Raw genomic sequence first — 25827 nt, 5'->3', positions numbered from 1 at the left:
CTGGTTGTTCAGCCTGGGGCAGGCTTACCAGCCTGCCCCACGCACTAGCCTATCAGAGCCCGAGGCCGCCGATGCACACATATTTGGTATCGAGGTAATCCTCGATGCCCTGATGTCCGCCTTCTTTGCCGAGGCCCGATTCCTTGACGCCGCCAAACGGTGCTTCAGGTGTGGTGATCAGCCCTTCATTGACGCCGACCATGCCGTATTTCAGGCCTTCCATGACCCGGAAGGCGCGGCCGAGATCGCCGGTGTAGAAATAGCAGGCAAGGCCGAATTCGGTGTCGTTGGCGAGCGCGATGGCTTCTTCCTCGGTTTCGAACTTGAACACCGGTGCGACGGGGCCAAAGATCTCTTCCTTCATGAAGCGCATTTTCGGCGTCGCGTTGGCGATGACCGTCGGCTGGAAGAACGAACCGCCCAGTGCATGGCGATGACCGCCGGCGACGACCTTGCCGCCCTTTGAGGTGGCATCGGCGATCAGTTCCTCGACCTTCTCGACCGCCTTCTCGTCGATCAGCGGCCCTTGCTGGACCCCCTCTTCGAGGCCGGAACCGACCTTCAGTCCGTTGCTGGCCGCGGCGAGCTTTTCGACGAACTTGTCGTACACACCAGCCTGGACGAGGAATCGGTTGGTGCAGACGCAGGTCTGGCCTGAATTGCGATATTTGGCGGTGATCGCGCCGGCAACGGCACGCTCGATATCGGCGTCGTCGAAGACGATGAACGGCGCGTTGCCGCCGAGTTCCATCGACACCTTCTTGACCGTGACCGACGACTTCTGGATGAGAAGCTTGCCGACCTCTGTCGAGCCGGTGAAGGTAATCTTCGACACCAGCGGATTGGCGCAGATCTCGTCACCGATCTCGCTCGCCGAACCGGTCAGGATGTTGACGACGCCCTTGGGGAAGCCGACTTCCTCGGCCAGCGCACCCCAGGCAAGGCCGGAATACGGCGTCTGCGAGGCCGGCTTGACGACGGCGGTGCAGCCGGCGGCAAGTGCGGGACCAAGTTTGCGGGCCAGCATCGAGGACGGGAAATTCCACGGCGTGATGGCGGCAATGACACCGACCGGTTCCTTGGTCACCAGGATGCGGCGGTCCGCCCATGGCGACGGCACGACGTCGCCATAGGTGCGGCGACCTTCTTCGGCGAACCACAGGATGTAGGCGGCAGCCGAACCGATCTCGCCCTTGGACTCGAACAGCGACTTGCCCTGCTCGATGGTGAGCAGTTCGGCCAGCACGTCCTGATTGTCCATCATCGCGTCATGCAGCTTGCGCAGCAGCTTGGAGCGCTCGAGCGCGGTGGTCTTGCGCCATGACTTGAAGGCGGCGTCGGCAGCCTCGATGGCACGGCGTGTCTCGGCCTTGCCCGACTTCGGCACGGTGCCGATCTTGAGGCCGGTAGCTGGATTGTTCACATCGACCGTCTGGCCGCTGTCGGCCTGGACCCATTCGCCGTTGATGAGATTGGCCTGGCGCATGAAATGGCTGGTTTTCTGAAGCATGGTCTAGCCTCCGTTCGGCGCTCACGGGCCGCTATCTGGATGTCTTCGGTAAAGCGCAGGCAGGGCCGCACGCTGGAGCCATTGCTCTTAACCTAGGGAAAGCCCCGCAAGCAATCGCAAGATGGCATATAGGGGTTGGACCAGCGCAAGACGAGAGCGGGTTGGCGCAGCTGTGGCCAACCTCACCCGAAAACATGCAGGACAACCGTCAGCCAGAAAGCAGTAGTGATGACCGCGCAAGCAGTGGCGATGGTCATCTGGTTCGATGCTAGCGCCTGGCCGGTGTTGAACTGGACGGCGATGAGATAGGAATTGATGCCCGACGGCAGCGCCGCCACCACGACCGCCACCTTGGCCGTCAACGGCGGCAGGCCGAGCAGCCAGACGAAGGCAAGAACCAGCGCCGGCATCAGGAACAGCTTCAGCACCGAAAGCGCCAGCGCCGGCCGGACATTGCCTGATATGCCGAAGCGGCGCAGGCTGAGCCCCATGGCAAACAGCGCCACCGGCCCGGCCGTGTTGGCCAGCGCATCGACCAGCCGCATGACGAGACCGGGCAGCGGCACGCCGCTGATGCGCCACGCCAGCCCCAGCAGAATGCCGATGATCAGCGGGTTGATGAACAGCCGCCTCAGGAAGCTGCGCAGGACACGCAACGGATGCACATGTTCGCCGCCGCCTCGGCCGAACATCTCGAACAGCACGATCGAAGCCATCATCATGATCGGCAGATGCACCGAGACCAACAGCGACAGCACTTCGAAGCCGCTCGGACCGAATATGCCAAGGATGAAAGGAGCGCCGAGCAGCACGACATTGGAGTAGGCGGACGATACGCCGCCGACGACCCCGGCGCGCGCGTCGCGTCCGAATATCCGCGTGGTGACGAGATGGCCCGCGGCCCAGGTGATCGCCGCGGCGGTGAAATAGGCGCCCCATAGTGGCCATGGCGCGACGCCATGGAAATCAGCCTTGACCATGGTCTGGAACAGGAGCAACGGCATGGCCACCGAGACCGCGAAGTCGGATATCCCCTCGCCGCTCGCCGGTCTCAAATAGCCTGTGAACCCAGCAAGATAGCCGAGCGCGACAAGACTGAAGACGAACAGGACGGTTTCGGTGAGTGGAGACATTTTTCAGGGATAGTCGAGCCACCGCCGCGGCGCAATCGCGCCCGAATTTGATCATTGTCGGCTGGCAGGGTTATAGAGGGCTTGGATCATCAGGGCGGAACGACAAATGACCTTTGTCGACACCTCGAAACTGCGTCTTTTCCGGCGTGCGTGGGTGACGTTGTTTGTCGCCATGCTTGTCTCCGTTGCCGCGTCGATGCTTCAGACTGCCGAGGCAAAAGACCTCAAGGGCGTGGCGCTAGTCGTCGGCCAGTCCAAATACGAACACATCGCTACCCTCCCCAACCCGGCCAATGATGCCCGCGACATGGCCAAGATGTTGACCGATCTCGGCTTCGACGCCCGCAACGTCACCGATCGCGATGCGAGCAAGCTGAAGCGCGACCTCGAACGCTTCGTCGAGGACGCCGAGGGCGCCGACGTCGCCCTCATCTATTACTCCGGTCACGGCATCGAGGCCGGTGGCGAGAATTATCTGGTTCCTGTCGACGCCGACGTCTCGTCGCTCAAGGATGCCGATCAGGCACTGGTGCCGATTTCCGCCGTCATGGACGAACTGAAGAAGACCGTGCCGGTGACGATCATGCTGCTCGACGCCTGCCGCACAAATCCGTTTCCATTGGACGCCGTGGTGCGGCGCGCACCGACCGCCTCCGCCGAGCTTATCGGCGCCGGGGGACTGGAGCCGGTGCGCGGCGCCAAGGCCCTCGGCAATGCGCCGGCGGCCGACGCGAGCCTCGGCACGGTGATCGGCTTAGCAGCGGAACCCGGCCGTCCGGCGCTCGATGGCGCCGCTGGCGAAAACAGCCCCTATGCGGCGGCCCTGCTGCGCCATCTCGCGGCGATGAAAGGCACCGAGTTCGGCTCGGTCATGCGCATGGTGACGGAAGAGGTCTATCTCGACACCAAGGCGAAGCAGCGCCCCTGGGTCAACGAAAGCCTGCGCCGGCTGCTCTATTTCGGTGTCGCACCGCCCGAACCGACCGGCGACGACGGGCTGATCACCGGCGAGCGGCGGCAGTTGCTGCTGACCATTTCCGACCTGCCCGACCCCAAGCGGGCACAGGTGGAGCTGGCATCGCTGCAGGAAGGCGTCCCGCTCGACGCGCTTTACGGCGTGCTGAGGGCGCTCGGCACGGAGAAGATCCCGGAAGATCCGGCCGACCTGCGGAAAGTGCTCGACGCCCAGGCTGAGCGTCTGAGGAAGATGATGTCCGAGCGCGCCGCATTGCGCACCGACGATCCGGAGATCAAACGCCTGGTCGCTTCCGCCGACAAGGCCATCGGCCAGGGCGCGATCGCCACGGCGCGAAAATTCCTCGATGATGCCGTGGGCCGGGTCGAATCGACCAACGACACGGTCGACCAGGCTGAGGAATTGATCAAGCAGAAGCGCATCGCCGATGCCGCGATCTACGCCAAACGGGCCGACGCCTCGGCGCTGGTCTTCGACTACAAGTCGGCTGCCAACGACTATGCCAAGGCGTTCTCGCTGGCCGAGAAATGGGATGACAAGCTGCGCTGGAACTACAAGAACCAGGAGGCGGAAGCACTTAATTCCTATGGCTACGCCACCGGCGACCTGGATGCGCTGCGGCACGCGATCGAAGCTTATCGCGCCATCTTGAACTTCATTCCCAATGGCGAACAGAATCGCGACTGGGCCATCACCCGCAACAACATGGCGGTGGTGCTGCAGAACATCGGCGAGCGCGAGACCGAGACCGCGCATCTCGAAGAGGCCGCGCAGATCTTTCGCGATTCGCTTGCCGTGTTCGAACATGTGAAGGACGACCTCAACTGGGCCGCCGCCCAGAACAATCTCGGCAATGTGTTGTTGAAGATCGGCGAACGCGAGAGCGACCCGAAGCGCTTGAACGAGGCGGTGGCGGCGATGCGCGCCACGTTGGAGAAGCGCCCGCGCGACAAGGTTCCGCTCGACTGGGCGTCCTCGCAGAACAATCTTGGCCTCGCGCTCTATGCGCTCTCCGAACGCGAACCCGGCGGCGAGCATCTGGCCCAGGCGGAAGCGGCCTATCGGCTGGCGCTCGAGGAATATACGCGCCAGAAAACGCCGGTCGAATGGGCGATGGTCGAGAACAATCTCGGCAACACGCTTGTGACCCTCGGCATCCAGCTCAACGACAAGGCCAGGATCAACGAGGCCGCCGACGCCTTTCGCGCCGCGCTCGAAGTGCGAACCCGCGACACATTCCCCGTCTCATGGGCCACCAGCCGGCTCAACCTCGGCAATGCGCTGAGTGGTGTCGCCCGTTTCGACATGGGCACCGGCACGCTCGAAGAGGCGGCGGCAGCCTATGACGATGCGCTGACTGTGTTCACCAGGCAACGCTTCCCGATGGATTGGGCGTCGGCGCAGAACAATCTCGGCTCGATCTACCAGACGCTTGGCCAGCGCACCCGCGACGCATCCAGGCTGGAGCAGTCGGTTGCGGCATTCCAGGCGGCCCGCCAGGTCTATGTCAGGCGGAAATTCCCGCTTGACTGGGCGATGAGCTACTACAATCTCGGCAACACGCTGCAGCTTCTCGGCGGCGTGACGGACAAGCCCGAACACTATGGCGAGGCGGTCGACGCCTACCGCAACGCCTTGCGCGAATACAAGCGCGAGACCAACCCGCGGCAATGGGCGCTGACCCAGGCCGGCCTCGGCTCGACGCTGCACTGGTTGAGCATGAGCAATGCCGGCCCCGCGACCTTGCGGGATTCGATCGCCGCGCGGCGTGCGGCGCTCGAAGTGCTGACCATCGAGACCGCGCCGGTCGACTGGGCGAACGCGCAGAACGGCATCGGCATGAGCCTGCTCAACCTCGGCAACATCGAACGGACCGGCAAATATCTCGACGAGGCCGAGGCGGCCTTCACGGCGACGCTGAAAGTGTTCACCAGGGAAAGTCAGCCCATGCAGTGGGCCTTCGAACAGAACAACCTTGGCGACATCCATTGGAACCGCGCCAGCTATGGCGGCGGCAAGCCGGAATATCTCAAGGCGATCGCGTTCTTCGAGAACGCCAAACAGGGCTTTACCGAAGCCGGCTACACAATCCCGATCCCGCTGACCGACCAGAAGATCGATCTGGTGAAGCAGCAGCTCGCCAAAAAGTGAGGCTTGAGACGCGACCGGCGCCCGGCTTGTCTTTGTGCCCGCTTTCCAATCCCTATATGCGAATGGTTGGAGCCCGATACGGACTCATGGAAGGGTGGCGATGATCCGGTTAGCCTTGGCGTTGTTCCTGCTTGTCGTCCCCGCCGCCGCGCACGCGACCGACGCCGGCTGGGCGCTGCTGCGCGATGGCGGCCATGTCGTGCTGCTGCGCCACGCCATGGTCACCGGCACCACCGACCCGGCCAATTTCGACATCGGCAATTGCGCCACCCAGGTCAATCTGTCGGCGCGCGGCAAGCAGCAGGCAAGCAAGATCGGCGCCCTGTTTGCCGCCCGCGCGGCTCCCATCGAGCGCATTCTGTCCAGCCGCTACTGTCGCTGCCTCGACACGGCGCGCACCGCCTTCGAGGCCGAGCCGGAACTGTTCGCACCGCTCGACCTCCTGAAGGGCGACGATGCACAGAAAGCAGCGCAGATCGCCGCCATCATGAAGGAAATCCGCGCTTATTCCGGCTCCGACAATCTGATCATGGTCACCCATCTGGAAGACATCGTGGCGCTGACCGGCATCTCGCCGCGCGAAGGCGAAGCCGTGGTGGTCGAACCGCAGGGCGACGGCCTTCGCGTCCTTGGCCGCGTCACCTTCTGAGGTCGCTGCGCCCGATCGCGGGGCGCGGCGACCAGTGTTGCCGAAATGCCACCGCTGAAAGAAGCCGCAAATCCGCCGCCACAATGTCGCTTGCGACAACCCGTCGCAGGGGCTATAGGCGCGCTCCCGGTCACGAGAACCGAAGTGAGCACAGCGGTTGGAGCTTTCGTCTCCGCCCGTGCAGGCGGCTTTGCCGCCCTGTATACGGCGCCGCTTTGGGGATTGGGATCGCGGATGTAGCTCAGAGGTAGAGCACCGGATTTGGGTCCGGAGGTCGCAGGTTCGAATCCTGCTGTCTGCACCACGGATAGCTCAGTTTGGTAGAGCATCAGATTTAGGTTCTGATTGTAGAAGGTTCGAATCCTTCTCCATTGGCCTGATAAGCCAGCACCTTGCCACGGTGTTATCTGAAAAACGGTCCGGGGACTGGAATGCTGAAGACTTGACGGACGGCCGAAGCCTTCGGGCCAAGGCCGGATCGAAAGGTCCGATGCCATCGGCTCGCGGCCAGGCTCGCGGTGATGGTCAAGGCGCAGCGTCGCCGGCAAAGGAGGCCAAGGTCTCCGGCGCCCGCTTCGCTGCCTCGCGATCCGCTCCCGAGGGCCCGCCACGGATTGATGCCACCAGTCCCCGGATCATTCGTGCCGGAATTGGAAGTGAAACGAGAAACGAAGGGAAGATCGACGCATGACGTGACGCCTCGAATGGGGCCATGCCCGACAGGAGTAAGACAATGACTATTCTCGATACAGTTCTTGGGCGCGAGCGCGTCCTCGTAAAGGAAAATGAGCGTGCCCTCTCCCTGTACAAGGGAGAGATCAAGGCCGTCCTGCTGCCGGGTGAGCACTGGCTCGCCAACCGGCGCGGCAGCCTTGAAGTCTCGCGGCACGATCTGAGGAACCCGGAATTCGTTTCGGCGTACGAGAAGGCGTTGTTCGACAAGCTCCCGGACGTGGCCGCGCGTCATTTCACCGTCGTCCGCACCGGGCGCACGGAGGTCGCCGTCATCGAGCGCGACGGCAATTTGCACAGCGTGCTGGCGCCGGACCGCAAGCTGGTGCTGTGGACCGATGCCGGACCGTGGAAGGTGACGATGGTCGACACCTCGGCCGATCTTGCCATCGATTCGGCGGTCATGCGCCGGCTCGGCCAGGCTCGGAAGGCGGAATTGATGTCCGTCCATCCGGTTCTGGATGGTCAGGCCGGGCTGCTGTTCGTCGACGGTGTCCTCATTCGGACGCTTGCCGCCGGCGTGCACGGCTTCTGGAACGTCGGACGGATGGTGCAGATCAAGGTCGTCGACCTCAAGCGCCAGTCGCTCGACGTCGCCGGGCAGGAAGTGCTGACCAGGGATCGCGTCACGATCCGCGTCAACATCGCGGTCGAATACCGGGTCGTCGATCCGGTCAAGGCGGTGAGCGCGGTGAAGGACTTCTCCGAGGCCCTCTACCGAGCCCTGCAGTACGCCTTCCGCAAGACGCTGGGCGCACTGACGCTTGACCAGATCCTTGAAAAGAAGGTGACGGTCGATGAGGAAGCCGCGGCCAAGGTCCGGGCCGACATGGCCGAGATCGGGGTCGAGGTCAGCGATATCGCGCTCAAGGATGTCATCCTGCCGGGCGAGATGCGCGAAATCCTCAACCAGGTGGTTTCGGCCGAAAAGCAGGCCGAGGCCAACGTCATCCGCCGCCGTGAGGAGACGAACGCCACGCGTTCCCTGCTCAACACGGCCAAGGTGATGGCAGAGAACCCGGTGATGCTGCGGCTGAAGGAGCTCGAGGCCCTGGAAGCCATCGCCGGCAAGGTCGAGCGGCTGACCGTCCACAACGGGACGGGCGGGCTGTTGAACGACCTGGTCAAGCTTCGCGAGAGCTGATGCATGTCCCCAAGTGGTTCCGGTTTTGGGATGACGACATGCATCGAACCAAGCATTGACCTTACGTCAACGGGAAGGGCCGCCGGGTTGACCGGCGGCCCTTCTTGCCTTTTCAACGCGCCCTCCCCATCTGCGCCCGGCTTATCAGGCCTTTTCCTGCCGGGAAAAACCGATTAGACAGCGCCCAAACAAGCTGCGGACAGATTCCGCCCGCAAAGAAGGAAAAGCCCTTGTCCACCACGAACTCCACCACGTTCGACAAAGTCGCCAAGATCATTGCCGACACCAGCGAGATCGATATCGACACCATCACGCCCGAGAGCCACACGATCGACGATCTCGGCATCGACAGCCTCGACTTCCTCGATATCGTCTTCGCCATCGACAAGGAATTCGGCATCAAGGTGCCGCTGGAAAAGTGGACCCAGGAAGTCAATGACGGCAAGGCCTCGACCGATGACTACTTCGTCATGAAGAACCTGTGCGCCAAGATCGACGCGCTGGTTGCCGCCAAGACTGCCTGACATCGGCCGGCGCGTGGCCTTGACGGGCCGCGCCGCCTGACCCACAAAGCCGCTCATGAGCAGCCCCCACGACGTCGTCATCACTGGTATCGGCATTGTCTCCTCCTTGGGAGAAGGCCCTGACGCACACTGGCAGAAGCTCGCGCAGCCGGGCTTGCAGCCGGTGCTCGAAGCCGCGCGGTTCGCGCCCTATACCGTCCATCCGCTGCCGGAGATCGACTGGAACCTGCAGATCGCCAAGCGCGGCGATCAGCGGCAGATGGAAACATGGCAGCGGCTCGGCACCTATGCCGCAGGCCTGGCGTTGGACGATGCCGGCATCAAGGGCAATGACGAGCTCTGCACGACCATGGACATGGTTGTGGCTGCCGGCGGCGGCGAGCGCGACGAGGCGGTCGATGCCGCCATCCTCGCCGCTTCGGAAAGCCGCAACGACCGCGACGTGCTTCTCAACGAGAAGCTGACCACCGAGTTGCGGCCGACCTTGTTTCTGGCCCAGCTCTCCAACCTGCTCGCCGGCAACATCTCCATTGTCCACAAGGTGACCGGCTCGTCGCGCACCTTCATGGGCGAGGAAGGCGCCGGCGTCGCCGCCGTCGAAACGGCCGCCGCGCGAATCCGCTCCGGCCAGTCGACGCACATCCTGGTCGGCGGCGCCTTCCAGACCGAACATTCCGACATGCTGCTAGGTTACGAGCTTGCCGGCTATTTGCATCGCGGCCCCTGGAAACCTGTGTGGCAAAGACAGGGTGCCGAGGGCGGCGGCATCGTCACTGGATCCGGCGGTGCCTTCCTGGTGCTGGAGCAGCGCGAACACGCCGTGAGCCGCGGGCGCAAGATCTATGCGGAGCTCGGACCGGTGGTTTCCGGCCGCGCCAGGCGCTCACGCGGTGAGCTCGGCGCCGAGATCGCAGCACTCCTCAGCCAGGCTGCGCTGCCGGACGGCAAGCTGCTTGCCCTGTCGGGTGCCTCGGGCGCGCATGCCGCAACCACCGCCGAGAAAACGGCGCTCGATGCCAATCCTGCGATTGCCTCGCGCGGCTTCTCGACGCTGACCGGGCATATGAAGGAAGCGCAGTTTCCGTTCGCCGTGGCGCTGGCGGCACTCGCCGTCGACCGCAAGGCCGCCTACCCTGTTTTCGATGCCGCAGCCGAGAAGCCGTTCGAAGGCGTTCCCGCGACCGTCCTTGCAACGGCGATCGGCTATCACCAATTCGAGGGCATGGCGCTGGTCAACGCCGCGTAACGCGGCGCTGCGCGATCCATGCTGCAACGATAAACGCTCGAGGGCTCCAGATGGCCAATCTGAACGATCACATGGGCAGGCCAATTGTCGCCGTCACCGGCATCGGCGTGGTCACCTCGCTTGGTGTCGGCAAATCAGACAATTGGGCGGCGTTGACATCAGGCAAGTCGGGTATTCACCCGATCACCCGCTTTCCCATCGATCAACTGAACACCCGCATCTCCGGCATGGTCGATTTCCTGCCGTCGAGTTCGAAAGGTGCCAGCCCGCTCACCTATGAGCTAGCCGAGCTTGCCGGCCTCGAAGCGGTGACTGAAGCCGGTCTTAATTCCAGCGATTTCGGCGGACCGCTCTTCCTCGCATCGCCGCCAGTCGAACTCGACTGGGCCGAGCGCTTCTCGCTCTACAATTCCGACAAGGACAAGGACGACACCGCCGCCGAAAGACTGCTTCGGGTGGCGCGTAGCTTGAAAGAGCTGGATATTTTCGAGACCACCCAGTTCGGCTCGATCGCCGACCGCCTTGCCGACCGCCTTGGCACACGCGGTCTGCCGATCACCCTGTCGACGGCTTGCGCTTCGGGAGCGACCGCGATCCAGCTCGGTGTCGAGGCGATCCGGCGCGGCGAATGCGACCGTGCGCTATCGATCGGCGCTGACGGTTCTGCCACCGCCGAGGCTTTGATCCGTTTCTCATTGCTCTCGGCGCTCTCCACGCACAACGACATTCCCGAAAAGGCATCGAAGCCCTTCTCCAGGGATCGCGACGGCTTCGTGTTGGCCGAGGGATCCGGGGCGCTGGTGTTGGAATCGCTTGAAGCGGCATTGGCTCGCGGCGCGACTATTCTCGGAGTCCTGGGCGGTTGCGGCGAGAAGGCCGACGACTTTCACCGCACCCGCTCGAAGCCGGACGCTTCGCCGGCCATTGCCGCGGTTCGCGCCGCCCTCGCCGATGCGGGCCTGAGTGAAGACGAGATCGACTATGTCAACGCTCACGGCACGTCGACCCCCGAGAACGACAAGATGGAGCATCTGGCGCTGTCGACCGTGTTCGGAGAGCGCATCGGCTCGATGCCCATCTCGTCCAACAAGTCGATGATCGGTCACACGCTGTCGGCTGCGGGCGCGGTCGAAGCGGCGTTTTCGCTGATGACGATGCGCGAAAGCGTCATCCCGCCGACCATCAACTATGACAATCCCGACCCTGCGATCGCGCTCGACGTCGTGCCGAACAAGAAGCGCGATGCGCAGGTTCGCACCGTTCTGTCGAACTCCTTCGGCTTCGGCGGCCAGAACACTTGCCTTGTCATGGCGCGGGAACCGGTCTAAGCGAGCCCTTTCCGCTTAACAGAACCGACAGGCTCCATGCGCGCACTGCAACTTATCGAGGACCGCCGCCTTGAAACGGTGGACCTGCCGCCACCACCGCCACCCGCACTCGGCGAAGTGACGCTGCGCATCAGGGCAGTGGCGCTGAACCACATCGACGTCTGGGGCTGGCGCGGCATGGCCTTCGCCAAGCGCAAGCTGCCGCTGGTCGTCGGCGCCGAGGCTTCCGGCGAGGTCGAGGCGGTCGGCCCCGGCGTTTCCAGCCTGCTGCCCGGGCAATTGGTATCGATCTACGGCGCACGCACCTGCGGCCTGTGCCGGGCCTGCCGCGAAGGCCGCGACAATCTTTGCGAGCATGTTTCGGGCGTTCACGGCTTCCATCTCGACGGCTTCGCGCAGGAGAAGATCAACCTGCCGGCGCGCCTGCTGGTCGCCGCCCCGCCCGGCGTGACCGACATTGGCGCGGCGGTAGCGCCCGTCACCTTTGGTACGGTCGAGCACATGCTGTTCGACAACGCCAGGCTGCAGCCCGGCGAGACGATCCTTGTCCATGCCGGCGGATCCGGCATCGGCTCGGCGGCGATCCAGTTGGCCAAGCGGATGGGCTGCACGATCATCACCACGGTCGGTTCGAATGACAAGATCGACAGGGCCAAGGCGCTCGGCGCCGACCATGTCATCAACTACCGCGACGACCGCTTCGAGGGCGTCGTGCGGAAGCTGACCAGGAAGAAAGGCGTCGATGTCGTGTTCGAACATGTCGGCGCCGACACCTTTGCCGGCTCGATGCTGTGCCTGAAACGCGGCGGCCGCCTGGTGACCTGCGGCTCGACCTCGGGCGTGTCGACGCAGATCAACCTGATGCAGCTTTTCCAGCAGCAGTTGAAACTGCTCGGATCCTTCGGTTGCCGCATGGAGAACATGGCCAACGCCATGCAGAAGATGGCGGCGGGACAGGTCGCGCCGGTCATCGACACCGAGGTCGGCTTCGACGATATCGATGCCGCGCTGAAGCGCATGGAAGGCCGCGACGTCTTCGGCAAGATCATCCTGCGCGTCGCCTAGAGCCTCGATTTCCGTGCTCAAGAAGCTTCGCCGGGATCTGAAATTTCGCTATGGCAGGCAACTGCGCCAGGTGAATTACTGGCTTGTCGCGCGGGCCGCGATGATCATGATGTCGCTGCTGCGCCTGCTGCCGGTGGACAGCGCGCTGAATTTTGCCGACCGCGTCGCTCGCCTCATCGGTCCGAGGGTCGGACGCCACCAGGTCGCCCTCGACAATCTGCGCAAGGCCTATCCGGAAAAGAGTGATGGCGAAATCCAGGCCATCGCCTCCGACATGTGGGGCAACATGGCCCGCCTTGCCGCCGAATACATCTTCCTCGACGCCCTGTTCGACTATGATCCCGCCGCCGGCAAGCCCGGCCGCGTCGAGGTCAAGGGAACGGAGCATTTCGTCGAGATCGCGGCCGAGAAGCAGCCGCACATCGTCTTCACCGGCCATCTCGGCAATTTCGAGCTGCTGCCGGTGGCGGCCGCGACCTTCGGCATGAACATCACGGCGCTGTTTCGCCCGCCCAACAACCCCTACCTCGCCGACTACATCCTTTCGACAAGGCGCTCGACCATGGGCGGCTTGCTGCCGTCGATGGCCGGAGCCTCGTTCGCGCTGGCCGGGGTGTTGGAGAATGGCGGCAATATCGGCGTTCTCGTCGACCAGAAATTCTCCAACGGCCTGGACACGACCTTCTTCGGCCGTCCCTGCCAGAGCAACCGCGTGCTCGGCACCCTTGCCCGTCACTATGACTGCGATGTCTACCCGGCGCGCTGCGTCAGGTTGCCGGGCAACCGCTTCCGGCTCGAGATCGAGGACAAGCTGGTCTTGCCGCGCACCGCCGACGGCAGCGTCGACGTCCACGCCACCACCCAGATGTTGAACGACGTCGTCGAGCGCTGGGTCCGCGAGGACCCCGGCCAGTGGATGTGGTTCCACAAAAGGTGGGAGATCAGCAACTGGCGGCGAAAAAAGCGCACCAAGGTGGCTCCCGTCGCAAACGCCTGAGCGAGCCGCCGGCGGGAACGTGAGTTCCTCCGCCGACAGACAAAGCCAATATCAGCGAATCGCCAACCGCCTAGTTCGTGACGACAATGCGCGTATTGCCGAATCCGACTTCGCGCACCATCGAATAGAAGGCCGCGGCATTGGCCGTATGCAGCCTTACGCAGCCATGCGAAGCTGGGCGGCCGAGTTGCCTGACGGCGCCTGTTCCATGGATGGCATAACCACCATGGAAGAACACGGAATAAGGCATCGGCGACATTTCGTACTTGCGCGAATACCACATCCGCGCCGTGCGCTGCGGCCGGTAGGTGCCGCGTGGCGTGAAATAACCCGGACGGGCGGTCGACACGGCCCACCGATAGACCGAATCACCATAGCGGACCGTCATTGTCTGCGACGACACGTCGATATTCGCCACCAACGTGGCCGCCTCACTCGCGACCGATGCGCCAAACAGCGCGACGGCCAGCACCGTTGCCTTAAGGAACGACATTTTCATGCGATCAAACCCCTTTGATTGCCCCTTGCCTGCCCGCCATCACGTTATTTTTCACCTTTTTAATGGCGGTGAACAGATAGCACACACTCCTTGACCAATTCGCCAATCCAATGCAGCGAATTTGAACGATTTCCCGCGATAGTTGCCACCAGGACACGTTGCACCGATTTGGTCGACGGGCTTGCAAAACCGTGGGGTTCGCTGCTCAACTCGTGGCATGAACGAGAGACTCCTCAAGGCAATCGACAGCAAGCGCGACGAGTTGGTGGCGCTGACCGCCGACCTGATCCGCTTTCCGACCATCAATCCACCCGGCGAAGCCTACAGGCCATGCGCCGACTATATTGGTGCGCGGCTAAGGAAACGCGGCTTCGAAACCGAGTTCATCCGCGCCGAAGGCACGCCCGGCGACACCGATCGCTATCCGCGCGTCAATGTCGTTGCTCGTTTCGATGGCCGGTCACCGGGCGCCTGCGTCCACTTCAATTCGCATATCGACGTGGTCGAGGCCGGCGAAGGCTGGACGGTGGATCCCTTTGCCGGCGTCATCAAGGACGGCAAGGTCTATGGCCGAGGCGCCTGCGACATGAAGGGCGGCCTCGCCGCCTCCATCATCGCCGTCGAAGCCTTCATGGAAGTCTTTCCCGACTTTCCCGGCGCCATCGAGATCTCGGGCACGGTCGACGAGGAGTCCGGCGGCTTTGGTGGCGTCGCCCATCTGGCCGGGCTTGGCTATTTCTCGAAGCCCAGGGTCGACCACGTCATCATCCCCGAGCCCTTGAACAAGGACCGCATCTGCCTTGGCCATCGCGGCGTCTGGTGGGCGGAGATCGAGACCAAGGGCGAGATCGCGCACGGCTCGATGCCGTTTCTCGGCGACAATGCGGTGCGCCATATGGGCGCCGTCCTCAGGGCATTCGAGGACGAATTGTTCCCCGCACTCGACCGCAAGATCACGCGCATGCCGGTCGTACCGGAGGGCGCCAGGCGCTCGACCATGAACATCAACTCCATCCATGGCGGCCAGACCGAGGATTTCCGGCCCGGCCTGCCCTCGCCCAACGTGCCCGATTCCTGTCGTTTGACCATCGACCGCCGCTTCCTGCTCGAGGAGGATCTGGCCACGGTCAAAAGCGAAGTGACCGGCATTCTCGACCGGCTGAAACGGGAGCGCAAAAAATTCGACTACGAGATACGCGACCTGATGGAAGTGCTGCCGCTGATGACCGAACGCGACGCGCCCGTGGTCAAGGCGGTGGCGCAAGGCATTCATGCCATCTTCGACCGCGAGCCCGACTATGTCATATCCCCCGGCACCTACGATCAGAAGCATATTGCCCGCATCGGCCACATCTATGACTGCATCGCCTACGGACCCGGCATTCTCGACCTCGCCCACCGGCCGGACGAATGGGTCGGCATATCGGACATGGTGGAATCGGCCAAGGTGATGGCGATCGGGCTCGACGTGCTGCTGCGTGGCACCGCCACGGGATAACCCGCCATCGCGACAAGCTTCGACCTTCCTACACGGCTGGCACGGCAAAAACATTCCCAGCCATCCTGCCTGACAGCACGAAACGCAATTTACTCCCGCGCGAAATCACGCTTCTATCGCCCGGTTTGAGCACGTGTCCTGAACGCATGGGGAGTTGCACGATGAGACTGTGGAAAACCATTCTGGCCGCGGCGGTCCTTGCGCTAGCCGCTGGAAGCCAGGCCTTTGCGGCCCGGACCGACCTGGTCATCGGCATTCCGCTCGAACCTCCGCATCTCGATCCGACCGCGGGCGCCGCGGCGGCGATCAAGGAAGTGCTCTACGCCAATGTCTTCGAGGGCCTGACCCGGATTGGCCCCAATGGCGAGGTGCTGCCGGATCTGGCCGAGAGCTGGACCATTTCCGATGACGGCAAGGTCTACACCTTCAAGCTGCACACCGGAGTCAAATTCCATGACGGCGCCGATTTCAGCGCCGACGACGTGAAATTCTCGCTCGACCGGGCCCGCGCCGACAATTCGGTGAATGCGCAAAAAGGCCTGTTCGCGGCCATCGACAAGGTCGAAATCGTCGATCCGGCAACGGTCAAGGTCACGCTGAAGAACCCGCAAGGATCTTTCCTCTACAATATGGGCTGGGGCGACGCGGTGATGGTGTCGCCAAAGTCAGCCGACACCAACAAGGAGAACCCTGTTGGTACCGGCCCGTTCAAGTTCCGGAACTGGGCCAAGGGATCGTCGATCACCCTGGTAAAAGCCGACCATTACTGGGGCGCTCCGGTGTTCCTCGACAAGGTCGAGTTCCGCATCGTGCCGGATGCCGCGGCCTATGTGCCGGCCCTGCTGTCCGGCGACATCCAGGCCTTCCCCTTCTTCGATCCCGACAGTCTGGCACAGGTCAAGGACGATCCGCGTTTCAAGGTGGTGATCGGCTCGACCGAAGGCGAGACCATCCTGTCGATCAACAACAAGAAGCCGCCTTTCGACAAGCTGCAGGTCAGGCAGGCGATCTCCTGCGCGCTCGACCGCAAGGCGATCATCGACGGCGCCTCGGCCGGTCTTGGACTGCCGATCGGCTCGCACATGTCGCCGGCCAACAAGGACTATGTCGACCTCACCGGCCTCTATCCGCACAATGTCGACAAGGCCAAGGAACTGTTGAAGGAGGCCGGGCTGGAGAACGGCTTCAAGGCGACGCTGAAACTGCCGCCGCCCAGCTATGCCAGGCTCGGCGGCGAGATCATCGCCTCGCAACTTCGCGACGTCGGCATCAATCTCGAGATCATCCCGGTCGAATGGGCGCAGTGGCTGGACCAGGTGTTCACCAAGAAGGACTACGACCTAACCATCGTCTCCCACACCGAGCCCAACGACATCGATATCTATTCGCGCAAGGACTACTATTTCAACTACGACAATCCGACCTTCGACAAGGTGATCGCAGATCTCAACCTCACCTCCGACGAGGCCAAGCGCAAGGAGCTGCTCGGCGAGGCGCAGAAGATCCTGGCCGACGACGCCGTGGTCGGTTTCCTCTATGAATTGCCCAAGGTCGGCGTCTGGGACGCCAAGTTGCAGGGCCTGTGGGAAAACGCGCCGATCCAGGCCAATGATCTCACCAAGGTGAAGTGGAGCGAATGAGGTCTGTGGTGCGAGCGCCGCTCCTTCGCCTCCCATGACCGCCTACCTCCTCAAGCGCCTTGCCATCGCCCTTGCCACGCTGGTGCTTGCCTCGATGGTGGTCTTCGCCGTGCTGGAAATCCTCCCCGGCGACCCTGCGCGGCTGATGCTGGGCATGAACGCCAGCGCCGACCAGGTGGAACTGCTGCGCAACCAGATGGGCCTCAACGCGCCGCTCGTCCTGCGCTATTTGCACTGGGCCGGCGGCCTGCTCAGCCTCGATTTCGGCCGCTCCTATACCTATTCGGTGCCGGTCATCGATCTTGTGCGTGAGCGGCTCGCCGTCTCGTTGCCGCTGGCGCTGATCGCGCTTGCGCTCTCCACCATCATCGCCGTTCCGGTCGGGCTTTATTCCGCCAGCCGGCGCGGACGGGCCGGCGACACGATTTCAATGGGCGTGGCGCAGCTTGGCGTCGCCGTGCCCAATTTCTGGTTCGCGCTGATGCTGATCTATGTCTTTGCCGTCTGGCTGCGGCTGGTCCCGGCCGGTGGTTTTCCGGGCTGGTCTGCCGGCGCCTGGCCGGCGCTGAAATCGCTGCTGTTGCCGGCGGTGGCGCTTGCCCTACCACAAGCGGCGATCCTCGCGCGCGTCACCCGCTCGGCGCTGATCGAGGTGCTGAACGAGGACTATATCCGCACCGCTCGCGCCAAGGGTCTCCCCTATCGTGCCGTGCTGTGGCGGCACGCACTGCGCAACGCCATGATCCCGGTGCTGACCATCCTTGGCTTGCAATTCGCCTTCCTGCTCGCCGGCACCATCATCATCGAGAATGTCTTCTACTTGCCCGGGCTCGGCCGGCTGGTGTTCCAGGCGATCACCCAGCGCGACCTGATCGTCGTCGAAAGCGTCGTCATGCTGCTGGTCGCAGCCGTCATTGCCGTCAACCTCGTCGTCGACCTTTCCTATGCGGTGGTAGACCCGCGCCTGAGAAGCCGGCAATGACGCTGCGCATCGACATCCCCGAGGAGACGTTCCGCAGCATCCTGGCCAAGGCGTTTGGAAATACCGCCTTCGTCACCGGCTTCGCCATCACCGTGCTGATCCTAGCGATGGCTTTGATCTCTTACGTCTGGACACCCTACGATGTGACCAAGCTGGTCATAGCCGACAAGACGCAAGGCCCCTCGCTGACCCATTGGTTCGGCACCGACCATTTCGGCCGCGACATCCTGTCGATGATCATGGTCGGCGCCCGCAACTCGATTGCCGTGGCGCTGGTCGCGGTCGGCATCGGCATGGGTGTCGGCGTGCCGCTCGGCACCTTTGCCGCCGCGCGCGGCGGCCTCGTCGACGAGGCGCTGATGCGCGTCAACGACCTCGTCTTCGCCTTCCCGGCGCTGCTCTCGGCGATCATGATCACCGCCATTTTCGGGCCCGGCGCCGTCAACGCCATCATCGCCATCGGCATCTTCAACATCCCGGTCTTTGCCCGCGTCGCCCGCGCCGGCGCGCTTGCCGTCTGGCCGCGCGAATTCATCCTGGCCGCGCGCGCCGCCGGCAAGAGCAGCACGCAGATATCGATCGAACATGTGCTGCCCAACATTGCCACGCTGCTGCTGGTGCAAGGCACCATCCAGTTCGCGCTGGGCATCCTGGCCGAAGCGGGGCTTTCCTATCTCGGCCTCGGCGCGCAGCCGCCAATGCCGAGCTGGGGCCGCATGCTGTTCGACGCCCAGACGCGCATGGTGGTGGCACCGTGGATGGCGATCTTCCCCGGCATGGCGATCGTCGTCACCGTGCTCGGCCTGAACCTTTTGGGCGACGGCATCGCCGATATTCTCGACCCGAAATCGCGGCGGCAGCGATGAGCCTGCTGGAGATCGAAAACCTATCGTTGACCATCGGCGACACGCCGATCCTGAAGGAGATCGAGCTCTCCGTCGCGCCCGGCGAGATCATGGGATTGGTCGGCGAATCCGGCTCCGGCAAATCGATGACCGCGCTGACGGTGATGCGGCTCCTGCCCCATGCCGCTCGCGCCACCGGGCGCGTCACATTCGACGGCATCGATATCCTCGCGGCAACCGAGGACCAGATGTGCGCCCTGCGCGGCGACGACATCGGCATGGTGTTCCAGGAGCCGATGACGGCGCTCAATCCTGTCAAGACGATCGGCGAACAGGTCGCCGAAGGCATACGCTGGCACACCAGGGCAAGCCGAGCCGACGCAGAGGAGCGGGCGCGAAAAATGCTCGACCGCGTCGGGCTGCCTTCGGCAAAGTTCCCGCTGTCGCGCTATCCGCACGAATTGTCCGGCGGCCAGCGCCAGCGCGTCGTCATCGCCATTGCCTGCGCGCTGAAGCCGAAGCTCTTGATCGCCGACGAGCCGACGACGGCGCTCGACGTGGTGCTGCAGGCGCAGATCCTCGACCTCCTGCGCGACCTCGTCGCGGAAAACCGCATGGGCCTGCTGCTGATCTCGCATGATCTCGCCGTCGTGACCGAGATGGCCGACCGGATCACCATCCTACGCCATGGCGAGGTGATGGAGGCCGGCGACACGGCGCGCACGCTCTCCGGTCAGCTGCATCCCTATACGCGCCAACTGGCGCAGGCCTCGATGCATGTTCCGGCGCGCGCCAAACCTCATCTCGTCGGGACGGACCAACCCCTGCTGCAGGTCGAAGGCATCACCCGCGACTATCCCGGCCGCCGGACTTCGCTGTTCAGGCGCGCGCCTGCCATCCGCGCGGTCGACGACGTCTCCCTGTCGATGGCGTCGGGCCAGTCGGTGGCGCTGGTCGGCCGCTCCGGCTGCGGCAAGTCGACCCTTGCCCGCATGATCCTGGCGCTGGACCGGCCGAGTTCGGGCGCGATCCGCTTTCGCGGCGAAGCCATCACCGGCAAGAGCGAAGCCGAGTTGAAGCCCGCCAGGCGCGATATGCAGGTCGTCTTCCAGGACCCCTACGGCTCCTTCGATCCGCGCCAGAAGGTCGAAAAACTGGTCGCCGAGCCCCTGCATGTCCTGGAGAAAAAACCGACGCGCGCCGAAAGCCGGGAGATGGTGGCGCATGCGCTGCACGAGGTCGGCCTCGACCAGCGTGACATGGACAAATACCCGCACGAATTTTCGGGCGGCCAACGCCAGCGCCTGTCGATCGCCCGCGCCATCATCACCCGCCCAAAACTGGTGGTCGCCGACGAGCCGGTCTCGGCACTCGATGTCTCGATCCGCGCGCAGATCCTGGACCTTTTCGCCGGACTCAACCAGAAACTCGGCGTCGCCTATCTCTTCATCACCCATGATTTGACCGTCGCCCGCGCCATCACGGACGAAGTGCTGGTCATGCATGAGGGCAAGATCGTCGAGCGCGGCAAGACGAACGACGTGCTCGACCATCCGCAATCCGAGGCCGCCAGGGCGCTGGTAGCGGCGGCGCCGGATCTGCGCCGCGCAATCGCCAAGCGGATGCAGGAACAGGGGTGAGCGACCGGTTCTCGATGCAAATCCATCGTGCCAGTGGCCCGATGGAAGGCCGCGAACGCTGGGGAGATGCCGCAGGCAGCAGGCCCGGCCGGGACCTCCGCCCCCTACTCTTCCGGCTTCACCACGTCGACCGGGCTGATGTCGAGCAAATCGAGCGTGCGGCGCAGCAGCCGCACCTCGCTCTCGGCCAGTTGCGAATCCGCCTTGGCGATCTCCGCCATGTGCTGCGCCAATTGCTTGCGGCGTTCGACGTCGAGGTCGCGGAACAGCGCGATCGCCTGCGAGCCGTTGGTCTCGTAGCCGAATTCGTTGAGATATTCGATGACGCTGTCGATGCTGGTTTCCGGAATGCCGAAAGCCTCCTTGCAGATGCGCCGGAAGGCAACCATCTCGCTCTCGCTCACCGTGCCGTCGGCCAGGATCATGCGGAACAGCATCAGCAGTTCCGCCGACAGGACGGGATCGTCCGCGACCTTGCGCACGCCCGGGTCGCCGTCGAAGATCGAGCGTATCTGGTCCAGCAATGCGAATGCCATGAACGGCCCCCTTTCCGATTCCTCTTTGATAGAATTAGCGCGGAATCGGCCTTGCGCAAACGGGGTGGTCGTGGTCGAACGCGCGCTATCTCAGCCGACCGGACATCTCGACACATCAGATGATCGACCTCACCGCCCAGTCCATCGCCATCCTCGCCTTCGCGGCTTTCGCCGCGGGTTTTGTCGATTCGATTGCCGGCGGCGGCGGATTGATCACCATCCCCGCACTGCTGCTTGCCGGTTTTTCACCGGTCGAGGCACTTGGAACCAACAAGCTGCAAGGCATGTTCGGCTCGGGGTCGGCGACCATCCACTATGCCTCGAAAGGTCATGTCGACCTGCGCCGGCAATTGCCATCGGCGCTGCTGGCACTTGCCGGCGGCGCCATCGGCGCATTACTGGCCACGATCGTGCCCGGAGACCTGTTGCGCGCGGCCTTGCCGCTGGTGCTGATTGCCATCGCGCTATACTTCGCCCTCAAGCCCAACATGAACGATGTCGACCGGGCCGAGCGCCTGTCGCCCTTCCTGTTCGGCGTGACCCTGGTGCCGGCCATCGGCTTCTATGACGGCGTGTTCGGGCCGGGCGCCGGTTCCTTCTACATGCTGGCCTTCGTCGCCCTTGCCGGCTACGGCGTGCTCAAGGCGACAGCGCACACCAAACTGCTCAATTTCGCTTCCAACATTGGCGGCTTCATCGTCTTTGCCGCTGTCGGCGTCATCTCCTGGAAGATCGGCCTGATGATGGGCGTTGCCCAGTTCCTCGGCGCCCGGCTTGGTGCCAGCCTTGCCATGCGCATCGGCGCCAGGTTGATCAAGCCGCTGCTGGTGGTCGTCTGCGTGGCTCTGGCGGTGAAGCTGCTGGCCGATCCGGCCAACCCGCTGCGTGTCATGATTGGTGCGTGATCACGCGCCTGTTACAATATCGCTGTTCGAATCATGTTGCAGGAGCCAGACATGAATCTCAGCGCGCCTACCCAGATTGTTTTCATCATTTCCCTGGTCATCGCCATCATCGGCATTCTCGCCGCGCTTGGCGTTCTTGCGTTCATTCCTCTTGCATCGGTGTGGATCGTGCTTGTCGCCTACATCGTGCTCGCTGCCGGCTGCCTGATGCGCGGCGCCTGACAAGTTTCCCTCGACAAGTGGGGACCGAGAGCGCCCGGCCAAAGCCGGGCGTTTTTGATTCTGATGCGGCCTCTGCTAAATTCGCTTGGCGGAAGGATGGCCGATGCCAATCGAGATGCAGCGCCCGAAAGAACAGGATCGCTCCATATCGGGGCTGTTCGAAATGCGCCGGCGGCTTCCCAACGCCGCGCTTGACGGCGTTGTCACCGACATCTGCGGCTATCGCGAAACAGCTACCGGGCATTTCCGCAATGTCGAATACGCGTCGCTGACGGTGCCGCTGGTGATCAGCTTCGCCGAGCCGTTCGCCATCGGCCTCGGCAAGGCGCCTGATGACAATGACCGCTTCGCCAGTTTCGCCGCCGGCCTTTTCGCTGGTCCGGTGATGATCGAATCCTTCGGCGGCGCCTGCTGCATCCAGGTCAATTTCACCCCTCTTGGCGCACGCCGCTTCTTCCGCCTGCCGATGAGCGAATTGACTGACAGCATGGTCGTACTCGACGACGTGCTTGGCGCGGAGGGCGCGGCGCTGCGCGAACGGCTGGGCAACACGCCTGACTGGACGGCACGTTTCGATCTTGCCGAGGCCTTCGTCGCCGCACGTCTCGAGAGCGCCGCCGAAACACCGCTCGAAATCGCCTGGGCCTATGACCGCATCATCACATCAGGCGGCCGGACCCGGATCGCATCGCTTGCCGAACAATTGGGCTGGAGCCGCAAACATCTCGCCGACAAATTCTCCGACGCGACCGGCATCGGCCCCAAGACGCTGTCGCGCATCGTCCGCTTCAACCGGGCGCTCCGCCTGTCGAGGGAGCCGACCGCCGACTGGGCGGATGTCGCCGCCGATTGCGGCTATGCCGACCAGGCGCATCTGGTGCGCGAATTCCGCGAGCTCGCCGGTGAGACACCAACGGCACTTTCGGTCAGGTAACATTTCTTCAAGACGCAGGAACGGCCCTTGGCCAGAGTGAGGCATAGACCGATCCAGATGAAGGAGGTTCCGATGCCCACCACCACTGAAGCACCCCGGCTCTACCCTGCCCTGCGCTACAAGAATGCGGCGGGGATGATCGACTGGCTGGGCGAAGCCTTCGGTTTCAGTGTCCGTGCCCGCTATGGCGAAGGCGATGTCGTGCACCATGCCGAACTGGTCTTCGGCTCCTCGATGATCATGCTGGGCACGGTGCGCGACGACGACTACGGCAAGATGGTCGGCGAACCCGGTTCAGGCGGCGGCAAGTCGATCTATATCGCCGTCGACGATGCCGACGCCGCCTACGCCAAAGCCAGGAAGGCCGGCGCGACGATCATCCAGGAACTGACGAACCGCGATTATGGCAGCCGCGAATTCATCTGCCGCGACCCTGAAGGCAATGTCTGGTCGTTCGGCACCTACTGGCCGAAGGCCGGTGAGAAGGCCTGACCTTCAACGTGCCAATGAAAAAATCGCATCACAGTCGAGATGGGTTTCCAGCTCGGCGGCGACCTCGTCCAGCGCGCGCTCGACCTCGGCTCGGTAATCTATGCCACCGCTCCTGACACCCAGGCTTTCGAGGAATTTCCCGCGAAAGCCGTCGGCGCCGAACAGGCCATGCATATACGTGCCGATCACCTTGCCATCGGCCGAGATCGCGCCGTCCTCGGCGCCATTGATGATCGCCGACGGCCGCCTGGTGTCCGGACCCGTCGTGCGGCCGAGATGGATTTCGTAACCCTCGAGCGGCAGGTCGAACGGCACCGAGCGGGCGCTGACATTGCGCACCGTCTTTTCCGGCTCCATCACCGTCTCGACATCGAGCAGCCCGAGGCCCACGGCCTCGGTGACGCCGCCTTCGATGCCGTCGGGATCGCGCACCATGCGGCCGAGCATCTGGAAACCGCCGCAAATGCCGACGACATGGCCGCCGCGCTTGCGGTGCGCCGCGAGATCCCGGTCCCAGCCGTTCTCGCGAAATTTCAGGAGGTCGCCGATCGTCGACTTGGAGCCGGGAATGACCACCAGCCCGGCATCGACCGGCAGCTTCTTTCCCGGCGGCACGAACACCACTTCGACCTGCGGTTCGGCCTTGAGCGGGTCGAGATCGTCGAAATTGGCGATGCGGCCAAGCATTGGCACCGCCACTTTCAACGCGCGCGCCTCGCCGGACGCCAGCCGCTCCAGCACCACGGAATCCTCCGAGGGCAGCCGCGCCGCCGCCTTGAGCCACGGCACGACGCCAAAACAGCGCCATCCGGTGAATTTCCCGATCGCCTTCAAGCCATCATCGAACAGCGAGACGTCTCCCCGGAACTTGTTGATGAGATAACCGGCGATCATGCGCCGGTCCTCTTCCGGCAGGATCAGATGCGTGCCGGCGATCGAGGCGATGACGCCGCCGCGATCAATGTCCCCGACCAGCACCACCGGTACATCGGCCCGTGTGGCAAAACCCATATTGGCGATGTCGCGGCTTCTGAGGTTGATTTCGGCTGGCGAACCGGCACCCTCGACAATGACCAGATCGGCGCCCGCGCCGACCTTTCCCCAGGACTCCAGCACGGCATCCATCAGCCGGCCCTTCAGCGCCTGATAGTCGCGAGCCCTCGCCTCGCCGAACACCTTGCCCTGGACGATGACCTGGGCGCCGACATCGGTCTGCGGCTTGAGCAGCACCGGGTTCATATGGACCGACGGCGCAACCCCGCAAGCGATCGCCTGCAGCCATTGCGCGCGGCCGATCTCGCCGCCGCCATGGTTGTTGTCGCCGGGAATATCGGCGACGGCGGCGTTGTTCGACATGTTCTGCGGCTTGAACGGCCGCACTTTCAGGCCGCGATTCCTGGCGGCACGGCATAGCCCTGCGACAAGCACCGTCTTGCCGACATCCGAGCCCGTGCCTTGCAGCATGATTGCCCTGGCCATCAGCTCCTGTCCTGCATCGAGGTTCCGGTGATCGTGGATTTCTGCGCCAGCGGCCCGCCGCGCCAGATATAAAGCGCCAGCAGCGGCTCCTTGCCGGTACGCATGGCGTGGTTGACGTTGGAAACATGGTGGACGACCTCGCCGGCCTCCCGCTTGCGAAAGCCGCCCTCGCCCATGCGCCACTCGGTGCCGCCGGTCAGCGGAATATAGATCTCCTCGGCGACGTGATGATGGTCGGGATAGACGATCCCGGGTCCGAGCATCAGCAGGCCTGCGGCGACCTCGTCGTTGGCGAAATGGCCGCGCGTGCCGAACATTTCCAGCCAGCCGTAATTGTCGATGAAGGCCTTGCCGAAATCAGCCTCGGTATAGGTCTGCCCCCAATGCAATTCGTTGCGCCGCTCGGCCAGCAATCGCACCAGGGGTTTCGCATCCGGCGGTGCCAGTTCGGCGGCGCGGTCGAGATGGCGCAGGCAGCCAAGCGGACGCGGCTCCAAATCGCGGGCCGGCATATCCCAGCCGATACGCGCCACGGCGTCGCGCACCAGGGCATCATCGACGGAAGCAAGATAGGCGTGGAACTGTCCCAACAGCTCATCGAATTTTGTCGTCACATCTTGCTCCGGACATGCATTGGTGCACAGCCGCTCCGCGGCGGCTCGGGTTGCGCGGCGGCATCATTGGTCTAGATTGGTGCGCG

General features: G+C 63.6%; 23 protein-coding genes and 2 tRNA genes. 19 read left to right on the top strand and 6 right to left on the bottom strand.

Annotation, left to right across the window (positions count from 1 at the left end; all coding sequences use genetic code 11):
• Positions 1–52: 52 nt before the first annotated feature.
• On the bottom strand, positions 53–1510 hold the full coding sequence (locus tag EN851_RS02345; RefSeq protein WP_127280496.1) for an NAD-dependent succinate-semialdehyde dehydrogenase: 1458 nt from the start codon (positions 1508–1510) through the stop codon (positions 53–55).
• Positions 1511–1692: 182 nt separating this feature from the next.
• Positions 1693–2643 (bottom strand): AEC family transporter, encoded by a 951-nt coding sequence (locus EN851_RS02340; protein WP_135928448.1) that lies wholly within the window; start codon positions 2641–2643, stop codon positions 1693–1695.
• A gap of 106 nt (positions 2644–2749) precedes the next feature.
• On the opposite strand from EN851_RS02340, the gene EN851_RS02335 reads away from it, so the two are divergent.
• From EN851_RS02335 to EN851_RS02290, 10 genes are all read left to right on the top strand, one after another.
• The gene (locus EN851_RS02335) at positions 2750–5770 is read left to right on the top strand and encodes a caspase family protein (protein WP_135928447.1); all 3021 of its coding nucleotides are present in this window, start codon (positions 2750–2752) and stop codon (positions 5768–5770) included.
• A 100-nt stretch (positions 5771–5870) separates the two neighbouring features.
• Entirely contained in the window at positions 5871–6419 is a 549-nt protein-coding gene (locus tag EN851_RS02330; protein WP_127872704.1) for a histidine phosphatase family protein, read from the top strand.
• Between the two features lie 230 nt (positions 6420–6649).
• Positions 6650–6723: transfer RNA gene (locus tag EN851_RS02325), tRNA-OTHER, on the top strand.
• A gap of 2 nt (positions 6724–6725) precedes the next feature.
• Positions 6726–6794 (top strand) — tRNA-Leu (locus EN851_RS02320).
• Between the two features lie 358 nt (positions 6795–7152).
• Entirely contained in the window at positions 7153–8295 is a 1143-nt protein-coding gene (locus tag EN851_RS02315; RefSeq protein WP_189521749.1) for a slipin family protein, read from the top strand.
• A 230-nt stretch (positions 8296–8525) separates the two neighbouring features.
• A complete protein-coding gene (locus EN851_RS02310) occupies positions 8526–8819 on the top strand; it encodes an acyl carrier protein (protein ID WP_027029416.1) in 294 nt (97 codons plus the stop codon).
• A gap of 55 nt (positions 8820–8874) precedes the next feature.
• Positions 8875–10065: a beta-ketoacyl-ACP synthase gene (locus tag EN851_RS02305; RefSeq protein ID WP_135915729.1), complete on the top strand. Its 1191-nt coding sequence runs from the start codon at positions 8875–8877 to the stop codon at positions 10063–10065.
• Between the two features lie 50 nt (positions 10066–10115).
• On the top strand, positions 10116–11393 hold the full coding sequence (locus EN851_RS02300; protein WP_135928446.1) for a beta-ketoacyl-ACP synthase: 1278 nt from the start codon (positions 10116–10118) through the stop codon (positions 11391–11393).
• A gap of 36 nt (positions 11394–11429) precedes the next feature.
• A complete protein-coding gene (locus EN851_RS02295; RefSeq protein WP_135928445.1) occupies positions 11430–12458 on the top strand; it encodes a zinc-binding dehydrogenase in 1029 nt (342 codons plus the stop codon).
• 13 nt (positions 12459–12471) lie between these two features.
• Entirely contained in the window at positions 12472–13455 is a 984-nt protein-coding gene (locus EN851_RS02290; protein WP_189521748.1) for a lipid A biosynthesis lauroyl acyltransferase, read from the top strand.
• Between the two features lie 70 nt (positions 13456–13525).
• On the opposite strand, the gene EN851_RS02285 is transcribed toward EN851_RS02290, so the two are convergent.
• A complete protein-coding gene (locus EN851_RS02285) occupies positions 13526–13954 on the bottom strand; it encodes a L,D-transpeptidase (RefSeq protein WP_127278311.1) in 429 nt (142 codons plus the stop codon).
• A 217-nt stretch (positions 13955–14171) separates the two neighbouring features.
• On the opposite strand from EN851_RS02285, the gene EN851_RS02280 reads away from it, so the two are divergent.
• The 5 genes from EN851_RS02280 to EN851_RS02260 all read left to right on the top strand — a co-directional run bounded on the left by EN851_RS02280 (position 14172) and on the right by EN851_RS02260 (position 20559).
• Positions 14172–15452 (top strand): acetylornithine deacetylase/succinyl-diaminopimelate desuccinylase family protein, encoded by a 1281-nt coding sequence (locus EN851_RS02280; protein WP_135928443.1) that lies wholly within the window; start codon positions 14172–14174, stop codon positions 15450–15452.
• A 161-nt stretch (positions 15453–15613) separates the two neighbouring features.
• Positions 15614–17092 carry an ABC transporter substrate-binding protein gene (locus tag EN851_RS02275; RefSeq protein ID WP_135928442.1) on the top strand — a complete coding sequence of 493 codons (1479 nt, stop codon included), beginning with the start codon at positions 15614–15616 and terminating at the stop codon, positions 17090–17092.
• 34 nt (positions 17093–17126) lie between these two features.
• Entirely contained in the window at positions 17127–18074 is a 948-nt protein-coding gene (locus EN851_RS02270; protein ID WP_135880582.1) for an ABC transporter permease, read from the top strand.
• Positions 18071–18940, top strand: a complete 870-nt coding sequence (locus EN851_RS02265) for an ABC transporter permease (RefSeq protein ID WP_135922144.1) — start codon at positions 18071–18073, stop codon at positions 18938–18940. Before EN851_RS02270 ends, EN851_RS02265 begins: the two co-directional genes overlap by 4 nt.
• Entirely contained in the window at positions 18937–20559 is a 1623-nt protein-coding gene (locus EN851_RS02260; RefSeq protein ID WP_135928441.1) for a dipeptide ABC transporter ATP-binding protein, read from the top strand. Before EN851_RS02265 ends, EN851_RS02260 begins: the two co-directional genes overlap by 4 nt.
• 104 nt (positions 20560–20663) lie before the next feature.
• Here EN851_RS02260 and EN851_RS02255 read toward each other — a convergent pair whose 3' ends face one another.
• The gene (locus EN851_RS02255) at positions 20664–21095 is read right to left on the bottom strand and encodes a TerB family tellurite resistance protein (RefSeq protein ID WP_135880585.1); all 432 of its coding nucleotides are present in this window, start codon (positions 21093–21095) and stop codon (positions 20664–20666) included.
• Between the two features lie 119 nt (positions 21096–21214).
• Between EN851_RS02255 and EN851_RS02250 the strand changes: the two genes are divergently transcribed.
• The 4 genes from EN851_RS02250 (at position 21215) to EN851_RS02235 (ending at position 23648) form a co-directional block, all read left to right on the top strand.
• Entirely contained in the window at positions 21215–22000 is a 786-nt protein-coding gene (locus tag EN851_RS02250) for a TSUP family transporter (RefSeq protein ID WP_135880586.1), read from the top strand.
• Positions 22001–22051: 51 nt separating this feature from the next.
• Positions 22052–22222, top strand: a complete 171-nt coding sequence (locus EN851_RS02245) for a hypothetical protein (protein WP_135880587.1) — start codon at positions 22052–22054, stop codon at positions 22220–22222.
• Between the two features lie 103 nt (positions 22223–22325).
• The gene (locus EN851_RS02240) at positions 22326–23156 is read left to right on the top strand and encodes an AraC family transcriptional regulator (RefSeq protein WP_135928440.1); all 831 of its coding nucleotides are present in this window, start codon (positions 22326–22328) and stop codon (positions 23154–23156) included.
• Positions 23157–23228: 72 nt separating this feature from the next.
• The gene (locus EN851_RS02235) at positions 23229–23648 is read left to right on the top strand and encodes a VOC family protein (RefSeq protein WP_135915723.1); all 420 of its coding nucleotides are present in this window, start codon (positions 23229–23231) and stop codon (positions 23646–23648) included.
• A 3-nt stretch (positions 23649–23651) separates the two neighbouring features.
• Here the strand turns inward: EN851_RS02235 and EN851_RS02230 are convergent, their stop codons facing one another.
• Together EN851_RS02230 and EN851_RS02225 are read right to left on the bottom strand one after the other, a co-directional pair.
• Positions 23652–25127, bottom strand: a complete 1476-nt coding sequence (locus tag EN851_RS02230; protein ID WP_135928439.1) for a cobyric acid synthase — start codon at positions 25125–25127, stop codon at positions 23652–23654.
• Positions 25127–25741, bottom strand: a complete 615-nt coding sequence (locus EN851_RS02225; RefSeq protein WP_127872714.1) for a dimethylsulfonioproprionate lyase family protein — start codon at positions 25739–25741, stop codon at positions 25127–25129. The genes EN851_RS02230 and EN851_RS02225 overlap by 1 nt, the downstream gene beginning before the upstream one ends.
• Positions 25742–25827: the final 86 nt, after the last annotated feature.

Origin of the sequence: Mesorhizobium sp. M8A.F.Ca.ET.208.01.1.1, assembly GCF_004791315.1 — a bacterium.
GTDB lineage: Bacteria > Pseudomonadota > Alphaproteobacteria > Rhizobiales > Rhizobiaceae > Mesorhizobium.
The sequence above is the reverse complement of the archived record's forward strand: the minus strand, read 5'-3'. Positions and strand labels throughout refer to the sequence as shown.